The sequence below is a fragment of the Flavitalea antarctica genome, assembly GCF_054461535.1.
The window spans coordinates 1-18,075 of sequence record NZ_JBTLQG010000049.1 but is presented as its reverse complement, the minus strand read 5'-3'; the positions used below and the strand labels follow the sequence as shown (position 1 = coordinate 18,075).

Here is an 18,075-nt window from a genome sequence, read left to right as displayed (position 1 = left end):
AAATCTGATGACCCGAACTCTTAATGAAACAAAAGTTCACAAGGTTTCAATCCCGTGTGCTTTTTAAATGCAGTAGAAAAATGTGAAATAGAAGAATAACCCAGCATCATGGAAACATCAGTAACACTAAGACCTTTTTCATACAATAGGTAACGCGCGTGTTCCATCCGCTGGCTCTGGTAGAAATCAAAAATGGTGGTGCCAAACATTTCCTTAAATCCCTTCTTCAGGTAGCACTCATTGATCGCCACTTTCCGGCTTAATTCCTTGATGGTTATGGGCTCACCGATATGTTGCAAAAGTACTTCCCTTGCCTTTGTGATCTTTATCCTGTCTGCTTCATTTGCCAGGAACTTGCATTGAAAGGTTTCGATATTTTTGTCGCCTAACATACACTCGAGGCTATACAGGAGCAACATCTGGGTCTGGGCATTAATATAAATGTTCTCCAGGCTGCCAGTGTGGCTATGATTCAGCAGCGCCTCCAGGACCATACGGGTGCGGCTGCAAAGGGAAAGTATTTTTGTAAAAGATGATTTGTGTTTGAACTGGAGAATGTTTTCCGAAACGAGGTCATCCGATTTACCCGGCCTGACAAACTGCGATAAATGCACCGGCGAAAAACGAAAACTCAATAAATCCACACTTTCCACCCGCTCCGAGCAGTTATGGGATGAGTTCAGCCGACAGCTGTTACATTCCGTGTCTTTATGCTTGCAGTAAACGTTCCCGGCAACGCAAAATCTCAACTCGAGGGAATGTTCTGCTCCGGATTCTTTTGCATAATGATACACCAGCATGCCGGTGTCTTCGATGTTCCATTGCGGGTTCTTAAGGTGCCGCCTGATAGTGTACTGCACCGAACCAGGAATGTGTTGATCTCTTTCATGCAATACGCTAAGCTCACCCTGCATTATTGGCTGCTTATACGCTATTGATAAAATGTCTGGCACCTGGAACATGGCGGCAAATTTATGGCGAAAAAAGGATTAAAGCAGAAAAGACGGGCCGAAATCGGAAAAGCAACAATAATATGACAATCCCGACCGGGTAACAACGGTTTGCTAATCAGGACTTAATCAAAACTTTGGTTACCAGCTGCCGCCATTTTGAGGATCTGGTCAAACTGCTCCGGTGTAAGATCGTTGTAAAAGAAATAAACCGGATCGATGGGCCGTCCGTTCTTGTGAACTTCGTAATGACAATGCGGGCCGGTCGACTTACCGGTGCTGCCCACATAACCGATAATCTCACCCCGTTTCACCCTGGTGCCGTTTTTGATTTTTACCCGGAACATGTGGCCGTAAAGGGTCTCATAGCCATAACCATGGTCGAGAATCACATAATTACCATATCCGTTACCTGCATTACCTGCAACCTTGGCCACCCCGTTGGCAGTGGCATAAATGGGTGTACCCTGGGGTGCCGTAAAATCAAGCCCGGCGTGAAATCGTACCGTTTTATAAACCGGGTCTATACGATATCCGAAACCGGAGGCAACCCTTTTTAGTTCCTTATTGCTGATAGGCTGGATTGCCGGTGTGCTTGCAAGCAATTGCTCCTTGTTCCGGATGAACCCCGCTATCTCGGTATATGATTTTTCCTGGACCTTGATACGGCTGGAGAGGGTATTAAGTGTTTGAACGATAGATTGTTCCAGATCGAACCGATTCATTGCCTGCACGATTTTTATCTCTTGCTGCTGTTCCAGTTGCTTTGCCCTTGCACTATCCGGGATTGGATTTGATTCAAAGATCTCACGGTAAACTTCGTTGTCACGTTTTTCCAGTTCACGCATCAGCCGCTCAAGCTCAAGGGTCTTATCCTCCAAAACAAAAAAGTTCTCCCGCAGTCTTTCATTTGCCTGCAGAAGCCTCTTTTCGTTGGCTGATGGAAAATACCTATAGGCAATGGAGACAATAATAATGGCAGTTACCAGGGCAGCTGAAATAAAACCGAGGACGCGCAAAAGAGTTACACGCAGGGGAGTTTCCAGCTTTTCGTAGCGGAGGGTATTGGTGTTATAGTAATATTTGATTTTCTTCACCTGTTTGGCCTATTCCTTAACTTTGCGATCGTTTCGTAAAGACAACTTTCACAAATATAAAGACTTAAAAGAGGCTTTCACATATCAAAGATTATTCCGATTATGTTAACCAGCGCCGAAATACGACAGAAATTCCTGGATTTTTTTGCTTCGAAGGAACACGTCATAGTACCATCTGCTCCGATCGTGGTAAAAAATGATCCTACACTGTTGTTTACGAACGCAGGTATGAATCAGTTCAAAGACATCTTTCTGGGCAATCAACCGGTCAGCCATCCACGGGTTGCGGACACTCAGAAATGCCTCCGCGTAAGTGGCAAACACAACGATCTCGAAGAAGTGGGAGTAGACACTTACCACCATACTATGTTCGAAATGCTCGGAAACTGGAGTTTCGGAGACTATTTTAAAAAAGAGGCCATTGCCTGGAGCTGGGAATTGCTTACAAACGTGCTGGGGCTCGACAAAGACCGGTTATATGTGACCATATTCGAAGGAGATGCTTCCGAAAACCTGCCCAAAGACGAAGAGGCAGAAAACGAATGGAAAAAATGGCTGCCGGAAGAGCGGATCCTGAAGGGTAATAAAAAAGATAACTTCTGGGAAATGGGCGACACCGGACCCTGCGGACCGTGCACCGAAATACATGTGGATTGCCGTACTGATGATGAAAGAACATCCATCGATGGCAGTACACTCGTGAACAATGACCATCCCCAGGTAATAGAAATCTGGAACAATGTATTCATCCAGTTTAACCGCTCGAAAGACGGAAAACTCGAACCCCTACCTGCCCGCCATGTGGATACTGGAATGGGCTTCGAGAGGCTTGTGAGGGTGATACAACAGAAATCCTCCAACTACGACACGGATATTTTTGCCGGGACACTGAAAGTTACCGGAGAAATCACCGGCAAGGTTTACGGGGGCACAGACTCCCGGGCCGACATAGCTTTCAGGGTAATTGCGGATCATATCCGGGCGATCAGTTTCACCATTGCCGATGGCCAGTTACCATCCAATACCGGCGCTGGTTATGTGATCAGGCGGATCTTAAGGCGCGCGGTTCGTTATGCCTACTCTTACCTGGATTTCAGGAAGCCATTGCTGAACCAGTTAGTAACCAGGGTTGCCCTTCAATTTAAATATGTGTTTCCTGAATTGTATAACCAGGCGGAATTTGTATCGAGGGTGATCAGGGAAGAAGAAGAGTCATTTCTCAAAACGCTTGATAAAGGCATAAACCGCTTCAATATTTACACTACCCCGGGCAAAACACTGGATGGGGAAGCACTTGTGCCGGTGCACCCGGAGAACGAGGATGATATCCGTAAGCTGACCGATCAGCAGAAATTTTTGAAAGAACGACATTCGAAAGTGGTAGCCGGCGAATTCGCATTTGAATTAAATGATACATACGGCTTCCCGATAGATCTTACTACACTGATGGCCAAAGAGATCGGCTGGACGGTTGACCAGGCAGGGTTCCAACAGGCCTTGCAGGTTCAGAAGGACCGTAGCCGCGCCGCCACAGCTTTAGATACGGGCGATTGGGTACAGCTGGAAGAAAATAATCAATCTGCTTTCGTGGGATATGATGAAATGGAGTCCGATACAAGACTTGTTAAATACCGGAAGGTGAAAGCCAAAGGGAAAGAATCATATCAGCTGGTTTTGCAGGAGACTCCTTTTTATGCGGAGAGTGGCGGACAGGTGGGAGACACCGGCATAATGGAAATTGGGGGAGAAACCATAGATATTATCGACACCCGGAAAGAAAATGATCTGTTTATACAATTTTCAAATGCGCTGCCGTCCAACCTTACAGCAAGGGTTACAGCCAGGGTGAACGCCCGCAGAAGGCAACAGATCAGCGTTCATCATACGGCCACTCACCTTTTGCATGCCGCACTGAGGTCGGTGCTTGGCAATCATGTGGCTCAGAAAGGGTCCATGGTAAATGATGAGCAATTGCGTTTCGACTTCTCCCATTTCGCAAAAATGACCGAAGAGGAAATCCGCAGGACAGAACACCTCGTCAACGAAAAGATCAGGGCGAATATACCCGTAGTGATAAAATGGATGAAAAAGGATGAAGCGCTGGCTATGGGGGCCATGGCACTATTTGGCGAAAAATATGGCGACCTGGTCCGCGTGGTTGTAATAGATCCGGGCTTTTCCGTTGAACTCTGCGGGGGAACCCATGTTGGTGCTACCGGCGAACTAGGCCTGTTGAAGATCAGGCATGAATCTGCAGTGGCGGCCGGGGTAAGACGTATCGAAGCAGTAAGTGGAAAAAATGCGATAGAGTTTATAGATGAACAGCTGGCCGAATTGCAAACCATCAGGGCACAGTTTAAAAATCCGCGGGATCTTACCCGGTCAATCGAAACCATACTGGCCGAAAATGCAGATCTGAAGAAAAAGCTTGAGCACCAGGAAAACCGCCTGCTTGTTGGCATACGCAACGAATTGATGCAAAAAGACCAGATCATTAACGGCGTTACGTTTGTCGGCGAAATTATCACGGTAACCAATGCTGAGGCTTTACGAAAGCTATGTACCGACCTGAAAAATAATTTGCACGACCACCTCGTGGTCCTTTGCGCAAATATTGGTGGCAAACCCGCTGTAGCTATAGGTATCTCCGACACTGTTGTCGCTGCAAGAAATCTCGATGCCGCTAAAATAATCAAAGAACAGGTGGCACCATTGATCAAAGGTGGTGGCGGGGGACAGAAAAACCTGGCAACCGCCGGTGGCCAGGATGCTTCCGCACTGGACCAGGTCATTGAACGGGTAAAAAGTCTGCTGTTCTGAGCGTAGTCACCCGAAGCTTTTATCCAGGATAGTGAACGAAACATTGGCTTAACAAAACCTTTACTGCGAAATTTTTCGTATTTCGGATTATTCCCTATATTTGAAGTACGAAATCTCACGTAGTTTAAACCGTAAATACATTAAGGAATGAAAAAATCTGTTTTGTCTGCAGCAGCCCTTTTGGCTTTCACCCTCCTGGTCACTGGCACTGCTGTTGCCCAGGATGAAGGAAAGGACAAGGAAAAAGTTAAAAGCAAATCCAAACTCAGCGATTATGAAGAAATCATCATAAAGAAAAAAACGGATGCCGATACAAAGGTGACTGTGGAAATCAAAGATGGTGAAGTGAAGGTAGATGGTAAACCCATTGACGAATATGAAAGCGAAGCTATATCAATCAGACGCCGCAAACCTGCGGTAGTCGGATATAGCACGGCGAGATCACCATTCAGAACTGGTGGCGTTACCATAAATGGCGATGCTGATGTTTGGACCACCGTTGACTCGACCCGTGCATTCCTGGGTATTTCCAGCCAGGACTCTCCTGAGGGAGTAAAGATTGTGCAGGTGACTGAAGAAAGTGCGGCCGAAAAAGCCGGTCTGAAATCCGGTGATGTTATCGTAATGATTGACGAAAAGAAAATCGAAGAACCGGAGGATGTTACTTCGACCATACGTAAACACAAGCCAAAAGATAAGATAACGATCACGTACAAGCGCAATAATAAGGAAGCAAAAGCAACTGCAACCCTCGGTGTGGCAAAGACAAATATGTACCAGGCATTCAACTTCGAGAACGATCTGCATCCACAGCTCGGGCAATTGAGGGCAATGGAAAACTTCAGGTTCGAGACCCCGGGTGCACCAGTCAGGGCGTTTAGCAATCGTCAGAGGATTGGAATTCGTGCCCAGGATACTGAAGAGTCAAACGGCGCTAAAGTTATTGATGTAGGCGACGAATCAGCCGCCGAAAAAGCAGGCATCAAAGAAGGAGACATTATCACTTCATTTGATGGCAAAAAAATTACGAGTGCAGATGAGTTGTCTGCTGCCGCGAAAGAAGCAAAGGATAAAACTACAATGGAAGTGAAATACAACAGGGGCGGAAAATCAGGTACCGCACAGATCAAGATCCCAAAGAAATTGAAAACCACGGACCTGTAAACGAAAATCGGGAAGCATAATTAGTGACCCGGAATAACGGAACAGATCCCGCAGTAAGAAAGGGTTTAGGATATTTAATCCTGAACCCTTTCTCATTTAACACAGATGCGGCGATTCCGGATCTATGGGCACCCTAAGATTTCCCCCGTTTGTCGCGGTTCAAGAAAACATCAGACGGGATCTTAAATGCGGACTGAATAAGGTAAATTTGTCGCCAAATAGATGCGATGTTTGATGATTATGAAACGGTGATCGGATTAGAGGTACATGCACAATTACTCACAGAAAGTAAATTGTTTTGTGGCGATAGCGCCTCTTTTGGTGCTGAGCCAAATACGCATATCAGCCCCATCACACTCGGTCACCCCGGAACCTTGCCGAAACTGAACAAGGTAGCGGTGGAGTTGTCCATTAAGATGGGCCTGGCATGCCATTCCAGTATCAGCCGTCATAACTATTTTGCACGCAAGAACTATTTCTATCCTGATCTTCCTAAAGGTTACCAGATAACACAACACACCACTCCTATCTGCGTTGGGGGCTATGTGCCGATAAAATTATCTGACGGTTCCGAAAGGAAGGTGCAGCTCAACCGGATCCACATGGAAGAAGATGCCGGGAAAAGTCTGCATGATGTTGATCCCTTCAACACCGCTGTCGATTACAACCGTGCAGGTGTTGCGCTTATCGAGATTGTTACGGAACCTGATCTTTCAAGTGGTGAAGAAGCTGCAGCCTATCTGACAGAGCTCAGGAAGCTGTTACGTTATCTGGAGGTTTGTGATGGCAATATGGAAGAAGGGAGCATGCGCTGTGATGCTAATATCTCAATCCGGAAAAAAGGCGATTTAAAACTGGGCACCAAGGTTGAAGTAAAAAATCTTAACTCTATCCGGAATGTTCGTCGCGCCATCGAAGTGGAATCAAAAAGATTGATGACGCTACATGCTGCAGGCGATACAATTGTCCAGGAGACAAGAGGATATGATGCGGGCGAGAATAGTACCTATTCATTGAGAGTAAAAGAAGATGCCAATGATTATCGTTATTTCGCTGATCCTGACCTTACTCCTTTTGAGGTTACGGAGCAGTTGTTAGATGATCTGCGGTCACGGATCCCAGCGCTGCCCGAAGAACGGGTTTCTCACTATTGTACGGTACTGCAGCTGACGGAGTATGATGCACGCACATTAACTGATGAAAAGGAACAGGCTGACTATTTTGAGAAGCTGATCAAAGAAACGACGAACTACAAATCAGCTGCAAACTGGATTCTCGGCCCGGTGAAATCATACCTTAATGAAAAAGGATTGACTTTCGGGGCTTTCGTAATCAAACCAACTGCAATTGCTGAGATGATCGGGCTGATTGATGAAGGCAAACTGAATTTTTCGATAGCGTCTACCAGGATATTTCCTGCCCTGATCAACAACCCCGGAAAAACGGCTGTCTCAATTGCGGCTGAACTTAATCTGATCCAGGACTCAGATGAAGGCAATGTTAGTGCCTGGGTAGAACAGGTTTTAAATAATATGCCTGATAAGGTTTCGGAATATCGAAAAGGAAAGAAGGGACTTATCGGGCTTTTTGTGGGTGAGGTAAAAAAATTGTCGAGGGGAAAAGCAGACCCAAAGCTTACCAACGACATTCTAATTAAAAAACTAAGTAGTACGGCTTAAATTATGAAAACAAAATATATCATTACCATCCTTTCTGTTACCCTGTTTTTCTTTTCATGTTCCGAAAAGCAAAAGGATACAATCGAAGTAAAAGGCACACTGAAAAACATCGATAAGATCATGGCGCTTTATCCTGAGGCGTTTAAGTCAGACAGTATATCCTTATTGCTCTATGAAATGCCTTTCGGCGGTGAGCAACAACCGGTTCAGATAGATAGCGTTGTTGTGAACAAAAAGACTCCGGACTTTACACTAAAGGGAAGGGCAAACGGAACAGCGATTTACGATGTTGTGGTTAACAAGGGTCCCATGATTCCGCTGGTAAATGACGTAAGTGAAATCAAGCTCGATATTGATCTCGCAAATAAGGACAGATATTATTCAGTGACCGGATCACCTGCAAGTGAAACTCTAAGGGATTTCATTTTTGGTTACTCTGAGAAATCGGTTGCTGTAAATAAATCATTCAAAGCACTCGATAGCCTTAAATTGTACAATGCGAATGATTCGGTAGTAATTGACGCCACCAATCAAAAGAATAAATCACTCACTTCAGTGAACGAGTATGTAAAGCAATTTCTCGCGCGTGATAATCATCCCCTGGTCGCGGGATTCGCAGCCGGGATCGCGTCCAATACTTTCACTCCTGAAGAATATGAAGCCGAGCTTACAAAGCTCACAAAGAAATATCCTTCCGACTCAAACATTGCATTCTTGAATCAACAGTTTGCACAGCAAAAAGCGCAATCGCTCCAGGCTGAAAAGTCAAGACAATCCAATTCATGGGTCGGGAAAAAGGTGCCTGACATGTCAATGCCTGATGTGAATGGGAAGGAAGTTTCCATATCATCATTCCGGGGCAAATTTGTCTTAATTGATTTTTGGGCAAGCTGGTGCGGACCTTGCAGGGAAGAAAACCCGAATGTTGTGAAAGCTTTTAATCAGTTTAAAGACAAGAACTTTACAATACTTGGTGTCTCACTGGATAAAGACAAGCCGAACTGGTTGAAAGCAATTAAAGAAGACAATCTCGCATGGACACACGTAAGCGATCTTGCTTTCTGGAACAGTAAGTCGGTGGAGATCTTCGGGTTTGAAGGAATTCCGTTTAATGTACTTGTTGATCCTGAAGGAACCGTAATTGGCGAAAGCTTAAGAGGATTCGATCTGTCAAACAAACTTAGTGAGGTTTTAAAATGAATCGGGTATATTAATAAACCCGGGCACAAGATCACCCCTCACTCAATTTCATTGAAGCCAAAACTTAAACACATTTAACTTAATTGAAGTAAAAACATAAACACAATTAACTTAATTGAAATAAAAACTTAAACACAGTTAACTTAAGTGAGATCAGAAACGTTCAGTCATTTAACCTCATTAAGATCAAAAAGAAAAGCCGCCCCATTTACAGGGCGGCTTCGTTTTATGTTTTGATCTTCTATATTCTAGTAACCAGGATTTTGTTGCATGGCACTGTTTGATTGTATTTCAACCAGTGGAATTGGCAATAAGAAACGGTGATCATTTGCCGGCAAAGTAGTTCCTGTTGGCGTTGGAGCGTCCGAAGCAAGTCTTGCAACTGGCAGGCCACGCCTGTTGAGATCCCAGAAACGATGTCCTTCAAAAGGGAGTTCCTTAAACCTCTCATCCATAATTGCATTTATTGCATCAGCCTTTGAAGCGAAGGAAACGTTCACATAGCCATTGATCCTTGCTGCTCTTAAAGTGTTTATATCACTGGAAGCACTATTTGCTCCGGTGAGCACACCTCGCTCGGCTCTTGCTTCGGCGCGGATCAAATACATTTCACCGGTACGGAAGATTTTGGCGTTTGCAACATTTTCATTAGGTGTACCATAGGCAGTTCCTGCATATTTATTAACCAGCCTGGGTGGCCTGTTTGCAGCTGAAAGCAGTGGTTCGTTTTTAAGAAAACTGCCGAAACGAATATCATTCACCTGGTCATAACTATTCCAGAGCTTATCCGAAGGCTGCCATGTAACAGTATTGATATTAGACGCATTGGAAGAGACACCTCTCCAAAGCGAACCTAGCCTCGTACCAACCGTTGCAGTCCTTATGATCCGGAACGCAACTTCACTTGTATTTGCATCTGTCCAGATCCCAGGAAAATCAGCTCTTGAAGCCAGGCCCAGATTTGGCGTTTCGATATATTCGGTCGCAGCGGCTTCAGCAGCAGCCCAGTTCCGGCTATACAATGCAATACGGGCTTGCAAAGCCGCAGCTGCTGCGCGAGTCGCCCTGTTTATGTCTGTAAGATTGTTCGGTAGCATGGGCTTTGCAGCGGTGATATCAGCTACTAACTTCTCATAATATGGCCCCATGGTAATCCTCGCAAACTGTGTAGTTGGAGTAGGAGAAGGCTCTTCCTGGTAAACCATAGCCAGTTTGTTCGCATCGAACGCGCCACCATAAAATCTAACCAGCTCAAAATGTGCAAATGCTCTTAAAAACAGTGCTTCTCCCATTAGTCGGTTGCGAAGCGTATTGTCGCCCGCTTTTATAGAATCCGCTGTAGGCAGAGCTTTCAATACCCGATTCGCCCGATCTACGATTCTGTAAAAAGGATCGATCGCTGTGAAATTATCTCTAAGACCAACGTCGGTTGCTCCGTATTGCCATTCGTGGGTTGTACCCGCATTATAAAATTCAGACTTCTTAACTTCATCGGCAAAGGTACTGTTCAATAAAATCGACATTTCCGGCGGAATTCCGGCATATGCCCCAATTACCCCTTGCTCACAACTTGCCACTGTGCTCAGTGCGACTTCTCCACCTATCAAATCTGTTTCCTCTATTTCGAGCAACTTTTTACAGGAAAGCAGTGATAGCGAAACCAAAGATGAAAAAATTATTGTTCCGTATTTCATTACATTTTTTTTAAAGTGATAATCTTCTTTTCAACTTCTTAGAAATTGATATCTAAACCTGCAGTAAAAATCCTCGGATTTGGAAATTCGTTCAAACTGATGTTGTTTCCATCTTCCGGATCCGGACCACGCCATGGGCTCCATATCGCAATGTTCTGAAGCTGTGCATAGACCCTTGCAGATTTGATCACATTCAACCCTTTAACGCTTAACGATGGAATCTGGTAAGCAACATTGAGGTTTCTGAAACGCAAGAATTTAGCATCCTGTAAGTCAGACGATGTGAAATCCCTATCGTATATGTATGCCTGGTAATATTTCTGATCTCCAGGCTTCTCCCACTGTTCTGTCAACAGTCTTCTCGACGCATTAACAGAGGTATGATATCCGGGTGTTCCTCGTGTAACCCAGTTCTCAATATTGTTACTTCTGACTACGTCAAACTGGTATGAGAATAAAGCACTCACAGTAAACTTGCCAACCCGTACATCCGCAGTAAATCCACCAACATGTTTAGGAAGATATGTACCAAACTTGGCAAACCTGCCTGCTTCTCCAAGAGTGTATCCTACGCTGCCATCGGGCTTCTCATACATCGGTCTGCCTGTTGCAGGATCAGCACCAAGATAATGGTACGTATAGTGGGTACCATAGGGTACACCTTCTTTGATTTGAAATGTACCTGAAGTATACTCAGGAACGCCGCCCAGGTCAGTTATCCTGTTTGAATTGATTGCATGATTGATACCAAGTGTAAATTCAACCAACTTTGTTCTTACAACATCAACCGATAAAGTAAACTCCGCACCCTGGTTTCGCATGCTTCCCGCATTGATCGGTAAGCTGTTCCCACCAAAACCTGAATTCGCACCGAGCCTCCTGTTTACAAACAAGTCTATTGTCTTATTATGGTATGCGTCGAAGGTGGCCCTTATTCTGTTTTGCCATAGTGCAAATTCCACTCCTGCATTAAACTTTTGGACTGTCTCTATAGCCAATTCGGGATTACCCGGAGTAGATGGAATAAGACCTGTTACGCTCGAACCTGGATATCCTGTTGTGGTTACAAAGGTTGGAAGCTGGGGTCCCAGGTAATTTGGTACATTAACCAAACCGCCACCACCAGCATAAAGACTTGTTTGAATTGATCCGATATTCGGCACCGACCCATAAGAAGCCCGTACTCTCAAATCAGTTAGAATGTTTTGATTTCTGAAGAAGTCTTCGAGAGTGGCGTTCCAGATTGCTCCGAAAGAGAAAGTTGTTATCTCTTTATTGTCTTCATTTAATATTCTCGAAGTTCCGTCCCTCCTGATATTACCGGTTAAAGTGTATTTATCGTTGTATGTATACCGGACATTTGCAAAATATGAGCGGATGCCATAACCGGATTTCGCGCTGGTTGCATTTTGTGGATATACCGTCGCACCACCTGTAGGCAAAGAACCCGCACCCTGGCCGGTTTCTTCTACCCGTGGATCAAGATTGTACAACGTAAAGCCCAAAGATTTGTTCCACTGCCTCAAACCTTCGAAAAATCCTGCAACCTCAACATCGTGCAAGTCATTGAATTTCTTATTAAATGTGAGGCTGGTAGTATTAACGAGGGAAGCGAACACTCCATAAGCCTCGGAATTGATACCCGCATTAAAGGTTGATAAACTTCCCACATAAGAAGCAGGGTCAATATAACGCTGATACCTGTTATCAGAAACATCAATACCAGTAACATTCTTAAGTACGAGAGACGGAAGAATTTTGTAGGCCAATGTAACACCCGAGTTGATCTTTATTTGATTTTGTCTCCACCTGGAATTTTCTATTCCCTCTAACACATTTCCGATTTGTTTCAGATTTAATGTTGAGCTGGCACCATATATCAGGGAGCCATCTTCACGATATGGGTTTTCATAAGGCTTCGCTCTCCAGCTCATCTGGAAAGAGTTCCTTGCGCTGTTGCCCAAAAATTCTCCTTCAGACAAATTTGTAATAGAATAGCCCAGCGATGTATTCCAGCCCACGCTAAACTTGTCCGCTGTATGCTCCAGATTTAATCTTGTTGTATATCTTGTAAGCTGAGAATTGAGATCTGTTCCTTTCTGATCGAAATAACCACCAGAGATATAGAACCTTGACTTTTCGTTTCCACCGCTGATGTTGATCTCATGATTTTGGGACAATCCCTCTCTGAATAATAAATCGCCGTAGTCGGTATCAATCTTACTTAAACTATCGAGTAAGAAGTCGAATCTTGCTTTTTGAGCAGGAGTAGCGGACTCATATGCCGGGTTTTTCTTTGAATAATTCCATCCGGGTGTTCCTGCAAGCTTCGTCTTTTCCTCATATTGAAGAATTTCCGCAGTACTCATCATATCGAACCTGCTCGCATTTGGTGCCTGTGTAACACCCCACTGAGTACGATAAGTGACATTTGTAGCTCCCGCCTTGCCTCTTTTTGTGGTGATAACCACCACGCCCAACGCGCCACGTGCACCGTAGAGTGCCGCGGCACTCGCATCTTTTAAGATGGTTAATGACTCAAAATCATTTGGGTTGAAGGTCTGCATATCTCCTGCCGGAACAGGTACACCGTCAACAATGAACAACGGCTGGGATGCCGCACCTGTTACGGACTGAATACCGCGGATGGTGAGTACGGGGCTTGAACCTGGCTGACCGGAACTTGAATTAACAAGTAAACCCGGGGCGCGTCCCTGTAACGCCTGATCGAAGGAGCCAACAGGAACAGTTTCAATATACTTACCGCTGACTTTGGAAGCTGCCCCTGCAAATTGCGATTTTTTCTCTTTAGAATAACCGGTAACAATTACCTCTTCAAGGTTCCTGTTATTACTGGTTAATGTAACATTAATCGATGAGCTATTACCGATTCTGACTTCCACTGAATCGAAACTCACCGCCGACACGACCAGTGTTTTTGCATCACTGCTTACACTAAGGGAGAAGCCGCCGTCAATGCCGCTCACCGTGCCAGAATTCGTGCCTTTGATGATAATCGATGCATTAGAAACAGGAGATCCCGACGCATCTGTGATCTTACCTGTCACCCGCTTAACCTGCGCGGACACTTGATAGGACAGAAAAATAATACCCACTAGGAGTAGAAGCAATTTTCTCATGTGACATTTTAGTTTTGGTTAAGAGACCTATTAACACAACATTTAATACATAGATTCACAGCCTCTATCTATCAAATCTTGATGCTGGCCGCAAATATAGTGTCAAAGCAGAACTTTAACATTATTGCTAGCCTCAAATAACAGAATTAACAAATTGGTAGGGATTTAGTTTGCCAGGAATGTCATTTAAATTATTAATGAAACAGAACAAAAAATTTTAATGTCTATCTACTTAAGAGCGTGTATTATTGAATCTAATCCTATGCGGGAACCTCAACTCTGTTGTTTCACACAAAAAAAGGCTGCCCTTAGACAGCCTTAAAAAGTTTGATTTTAATCTCGTGCTCAATAACCCGGATTTTGCTTCAGATTTTTATTGAAGTTGATCTCTGCCTGGGGGAATGGGAGTTGAAACCTCGGATCGCCGGCATTCAATGTAGTGAACACATATGGAGTACCGGTACCATCGGCCCTGTCACCTTTTGTGCCATCCCTCACCACAGATGCATTGCGCCTCTTTATATCCCAGAACCTGTCTCCCTCGAAAGCAAGTTCCAGCCTTCTTTCTTTAAGAATTTCGTTTAATAACGCAGTTCCTGATAATACAACATTCACATGGCCGGTATAACGGTTTGCTTTTAGGAGATTAAGATCTGCCAGAGCTGCAGCTTCATTGTTATTCCGGTAATAAGCTTCCATACGATTCAATAAAACTTCCGCCGTTCTCAGCACCTTCGCATCAACAACACCTGCAGGCGATCCTGATCTTCCTGCATATTTCACAACATGATTATATTGAACACCGTTGTATGCACTGGTCTGTATATATGTACTCGTGCGGATATCATTGCTAAGAAACATCTGTTTGAAATTATACTCCACAACATACTCTGATCTGATTCCACCGGCAACAGCCTGGTAGTAGTTAACCCCCTGTGCATTCAGGTTATCAATGTTGGTATTTTTTACTTTGAATAACACGCCATCTTCTGTAGCATCTCTCCAAACACCGGGAAATGCTGCAATATTTGGAAGATTCGGTGTCGTTCCTAACGCCGCATTTGCAGATTGTATAGCATTCGCCCAATCACCTTTGTACAGATAAACCCTTGAGAGTAATCCTGCAACTGCAATTTTTCTGAGCCTGCCGACACCGTTGGTTACTGCAATAAGGGTCTGCGCCTGCACCAGGTCCGCAATCACTTTATCATAAAATGCTTTCACCGACTCTTTCGCAGGCGTAATATCAGCTTCCGTTGAAACTACATAAGGTAAGGTTGAGTCTGCATCAGTTGCATTGAGATAGGTTTTGCTATAAATGCGGGACATGTCAAAATAAGTCATCGCTCTGATCGCCAGGGCTTCTCCCTTCGCATTGTCTTTAAAAGCCCCGTCAGGAAATTTTTCAATATTCTCCAGAATGGCATTTGCCCGGCGCACTATTGTATATCCTCCCGTAAAAAGTCCATAAGTATCTTCACCTGTATACCGCCATTCGCCGTAGGTCTTGAGCGTAAGTCTTCCGGTCTGATTAATGATGATATTGTCAGCCAATGCATCTGCAACGATGTTCCAGGCTCCATTTACGAAATATGAATTTGTTGTTCGCAAGCCGGTATACATACCATTAACAGCGAGCGTAATATCGGCCTCCGTATTAAAAGCCTGTGAGGTCTCAACCTGGTTATATGGATAAAGGTTTAATTCATCCTTATTGCACGATGCCAATGCCACCATTGCAGATAATATAAGCAATTTATGTTTTTTCATAATTGTAGAATTTAATGGAACTAAAATTTAACGTCAACTCCGAATGTTATTGCACGTATCTGCGGGTATCCATACAGGTTATATAGTCCTGGAACCGGCAAGGTAGTTTCACTGTTTGCAAGGCCAATCTCCGGAAGTCCCCGGAATTTTGTTCCCAACCATAAATTAGTTCCCTGCACGTATACCCTGAGCCCCTTCATTTTTGCTTTGGCAACAATATCAGTGGGAAGATTATAAGCCAGTGTAACATCCCGTAAAGTGATATAATCTCCTTTCTCAAGATATTTGTCTGTATCAAAAGTAACCCGCTGGCTCAGATCATTGAGGTTAGCATGCTCAACAACATCTCCCGGTTTTTTCCAGTAGTCAAATGCATCAGTAAACTGAACGATATTGATGTTTTCGCCCTCACTGGCATTGGTTTGATACTGATAGTTCATAATATAATTACCACCGGAGTAATAGAACTGCATACCCAGGTCGATTCCCTTATAACTTACAGTGGTACCAAAAGCTCCATACCATTTCACCAATGGAGATTTACCTTCCAGCAACACTGCCTGGCTGGAACGATATGTTTCACTTATAGTATTATCAATATTATAGAATTGGTTCTTGCCATTCTGTGGATTCACACCAGCCCAGCGAACCATAAAATAAGTAAACAATGGCTCACCTTCTTTTAGCCTCGACAAGGTTTGTGGTACATTGTCAGAATATAATTTCAACACCTTATTATCATTGTGTGTAAAGTTGGCATACACATTCCAGGAGATGTCCTTTTGTTTTATGATATCGCCAGAAAGAGCAATTTCGAACCCTTTGTTTTCCAGGTTACCGACGTTACTGGTGAAGCTTGCAAAACCGGTGGTGGTAGAAACGTTCTTTGGATATATGAGGTTATTTGTTTTCCTGTGATAATAATCAAAGGTACCGGTTAACCTGTCGTTCAATACCCCAAACTCCAGACCGATGTCATAGTTCTGATTTTCCTCCCAGGTCAGGTCGGGATTTTCAAGTCTCAAAGGAACTGCGGCAGGCAAGCCATTGTAATTGCTGGCAAGGCTATAAACGCCAAGATTATCATACAAACCAGTTGGCACTGTACCGGCAGTACCAATCGATGCCTTTAACCTCAAACTGCTTATGATCCGCACATCTTTCATGAAATTTTCACTAAGCACATTCCAGGAAACACCCACACCCCAGAAGTTTGCAAACTGTTGGTTTTTGCCGAAACGGGATGATCCGTCTCTGCGGGCGCTTACGCTCAGATAATATTTCTGATCGTAATTATAAGCCACGTTTCCAAAATAAGAAAGCAGGGACCAGTCTGTTTTGCTGGTTGTGGCCTGTGTTGGCAATGAAGAGTTATCAAGGGTGTTTACAGATGCAGTTGGAAAGTTTCTTCCAGTTAACGAATAACTATAGAATTTGTCCTTGGTAAACTCTGTACCGATGATGGCATTGAGTGAATGCTTCTCCTTGAAGGTTTGCTGCCATCCCGCGGTATTGGTGAACACATAAATAAAGTCCTGGTTACCCGCATCACGTTTCTGGTTATAACCAAGAATTGATGCCAGGTTCGAGCCGGGTTTCAGGTAATATTCTTCCTTGAAGGTGGAATAATTCAGACCTAACTGTGTTTTTATGGTGAGATGTTTAAAAAATTTGGCTTCCGCGAAAAGTGTGGCAAAGGAAGATATTCTATCCTGCACCTGCGGATTATTGGTAGCGCCTTCTAGGGAAGAAAATCCCTGGAAAGTATTATTGAAACTGCCATCTGCGAGGTAAACCGGTTCATAAGGATTGTAGAGGAAGCTGGCGGCATAACTGTTCTGTGAATTGAACGGTTCGCGAACCTGGCTTTCCTTTGAAGCAGTAAGGCCGAGGTTGGAGCCCACTTTCAACCAATCCAGTGCACTGTATTCGATATTCAGCCGGCCTCCCGTTCTGTTCCAGTAGGAACCGTACACAACTCCGTCGTTGTTTTCTTTATTCATTGACAAATAATACCTGAACTTGTCGGCCGAGCCGGAGAGCGCCACTTCATGTTTTTGCACGATTCCTTTTACAAGTAAAACCTTCGACCAGTCGCCTGCGCCGCGGCTTTCCGCCAGGCTCCACAAATCAAGTCTTTGCGCTTCTGTTAAACTTCCGAGTGTTGTCCCGGCCGGAAAAACCGAGCTGGCTATGCGATTGTCAATCATTGAATCCAGGATAGGATTGGTATAATTTCCCTGGAATTCATAGTCCAGTTTCTCACGGCTGTTCATGAGTCTCACATTTTTAGGCTCAAGCGCCTTTGACTCGCCATATTGGAACGAATACCTGAGCTCGGGTTTACCCTTACCTTTTTTTGTGGTGATAACAAGTACTCCGTTGGCTGCCCGGGATCCATAGATGGCTTGTGCCGATGCATCTTTCAGAATGCTGATATCTTCAATATCATTCGGGTTAAGCATATTGTAGGAAGCGGTATTGATGTAAATACCATCAAGGATGATCAGCGGCTCGTTCGAAGCGTTAATGGAACCTGTTCCCCTGACCCGGATATAACC

At 44.3% G+C, this 18,075-nt stretch carries 10 protein-coding genes; 4 read left to right on the top strand and 6 right to left on the bottom strand.

What is annotated here, in order from left to right; translation table 11 throughout:
* Window positions 1-20 precede the first annotated feature (20 nt).
* Window positions 21-962, bottom strand: coding sequence for a helix-turn-helix transcriptional regulator (locus ACX0G7_RS25320; protein WP_458926334.1), 942 nt, complete (start codon window positions 960-962; stop codon window positions 21-23).
* Between the two features lie 113 nt (window positions 963-1,075).
* On the bottom strand, window positions 1,076-2,047 hold the full coding sequence (locus tag ACX0G7_RS25315; protein WP_458926333.1) for a M23 family metallopeptidase: 972 nt from the start codon (window positions 2,045-2,047) through the stop codon (window positions 1,076-1,078).
* Between the two features lie 102 nt (window positions 2,048-2,149).
* Here ACX0G7_RS25315 and alaS point away from each other — a divergent pair, with 102 nt between their 5' ends.
* From alaS to ACX0G7_RS25295, 4 genes are all read left to right on the top strand, one after another.
* Window positions 2,150-4,867 (top strand): alanine--tRNA ligase, encoded by a 2,718-nt coding sequence (alaS, locus tag ACX0G7_RS25310; RefSeq protein ID WP_458926332.1) that lies wholly within the window; start codon window positions 2,150-2,152, stop codon window positions 4,865-4,867.
* Window positions 4,868-5,014: 147 nt separating this feature from the next.
* Window positions 5,015-6,031: a PDZ domain-containing protein gene (locus ACX0G7_RS25305; RefSeq protein WP_458926331.1), complete on the top strand. Its 1,017-nt coding sequence runs from the start codon at window positions 5,015-5,017 to the stop codon at window positions 6,029-6,031.
* Window positions 6,032-6,258: 227 nt separating this feature from the next.
* A complete protein-coding gene (gene gatB / locus ACX0G7_RS25300; protein WP_458926330.1) occupies window positions 6,259-7,710 on the top strand; it encodes an Asp-tRNA(Asn)/Glu-tRNA(Gln) amidotransferase subunit GatB in 1,452 nt (483 codons plus the stop codon).
* 3 nt (window positions 7,711-7,713) lie between these two features.
* Window positions 7,714-8,910, top strand: coding sequence for a peroxiredoxin family protein (locus ACX0G7_RS25295; protein WP_458926329.1), 1,197 nt, complete (start codon window positions 7,714-7,716; stop codon window positions 8,908-8,910).
* A gap of 248 nt (window positions 8,911-9,158) precedes the next feature.
* On the opposite strand, the gene ACX0G7_RS25290 is transcribed toward ACX0G7_RS25295, so the two are convergent.
* The 4 genes from ACX0G7_RS25290 to ACX0G7_RS25275 form a co-directional block, all read right to left on the bottom strand.
* Window positions 9,159-10,604, bottom strand: coding sequence for a RagB/SusD family nutrient uptake outer membrane protein (locus tag ACX0G7_RS25290; RefSeq protein WP_458926328.1), 1,446 nt, complete (start codon window positions 10,602-10,604; stop codon window positions 9,159-9,161).
* 38 nt (window positions 10,605-10,642) lie between these two features.
* Complete coding sequence (locus ACX0G7_RS25285) at window positions 10,643-13,744, bottom strand: SusC/RagA family TonB-linked outer membrane protein (RefSeq protein ID WP_458926327.1); 3,102 nt, start codon at window positions 13,742-13,744, stop codon at window positions 10,643-10,645.
* A 345-nt stretch (window positions 13,745-14,089) separates the two neighbouring features.
* A complete protein-coding gene (locus ACX0G7_RS25280; protein ID WP_458926326.1) occupies window positions 14,090-15,514 on the bottom strand; it encodes a RagB/SusD family nutrient uptake outer membrane protein in 1,425 nt (474 codons plus the stop codon).
* A gap of 20 nt (window positions 15,515-15,534) precedes the next feature.
* Window positions 15,535-18,075, bottom strand: a 2,541-nt coding sequence (locus tag ACX0G7_RS25275) for a SusC/RagA family TonB-linked outer membrane protein (protein ID WP_458926325.1), incomplete at its 5' end; no start/stop codon positions are given.

Excerpts from the sequence above, each read along its gene's own strand:
- ACX0G7_RS25320 (WP_458926334.1), bottom strand. The coding sequence starts at position 962 with ATGTTCCAGGTGCCAGACATTTTATCAATAGCGTATAAGCAGCCAATA.
- alaS (WP_458926332.1), top strand. The coding sequence starts at position 2,150 with ATGTTAACCAGCGCCGAAATACGACAGAAATTCCTGGATTTTTTTGCT.
- ACX0G7_RS25305 (WP_458926331.1), top strand. The coding sequence starts at position 5,015 with ATGAAAAAATCTGTTTTGTCTGCAGCAGCCCTTTTGGCTTTCACCCTC.
- gatB (WP_458926330.1), top strand. The coding sequence starts at position 6,259 with ATGTTTGATGATTATGAAACGGTGATCGGATTAGAGGTACATGCACAA.
- ACX0G7_RS25295 (WP_458926329.1), top strand. The coding sequence starts at position 7,714 with ATGAAAACAAAATATATCATTACCATCCTTTCTGTTACCCTGTTTTTC.
- ACX0G7_RS25290 (WP_458926328.1), bottom strand. The coding sequence starts at position 10,604 with ATGAAATACGGAACAATAATTTTTTCATCTTTGGTTTCGCTATCACTG.
- ACX0G7_RS25285 (WP_458926327.1), bottom strand. The coding sequence starts at position 13,744 with ATGAGAAAATTGCTTCTACTCCTAGTGGGTATTATTTTTCTGTCCTAT.
- ACX0G7_RS25280 (WP_458926326.1), bottom strand. The coding sequence starts at position 15,514 with ATGAAAAAACATAAATTGCTTATATTATCTGCAATGGTGGCATTGGCA.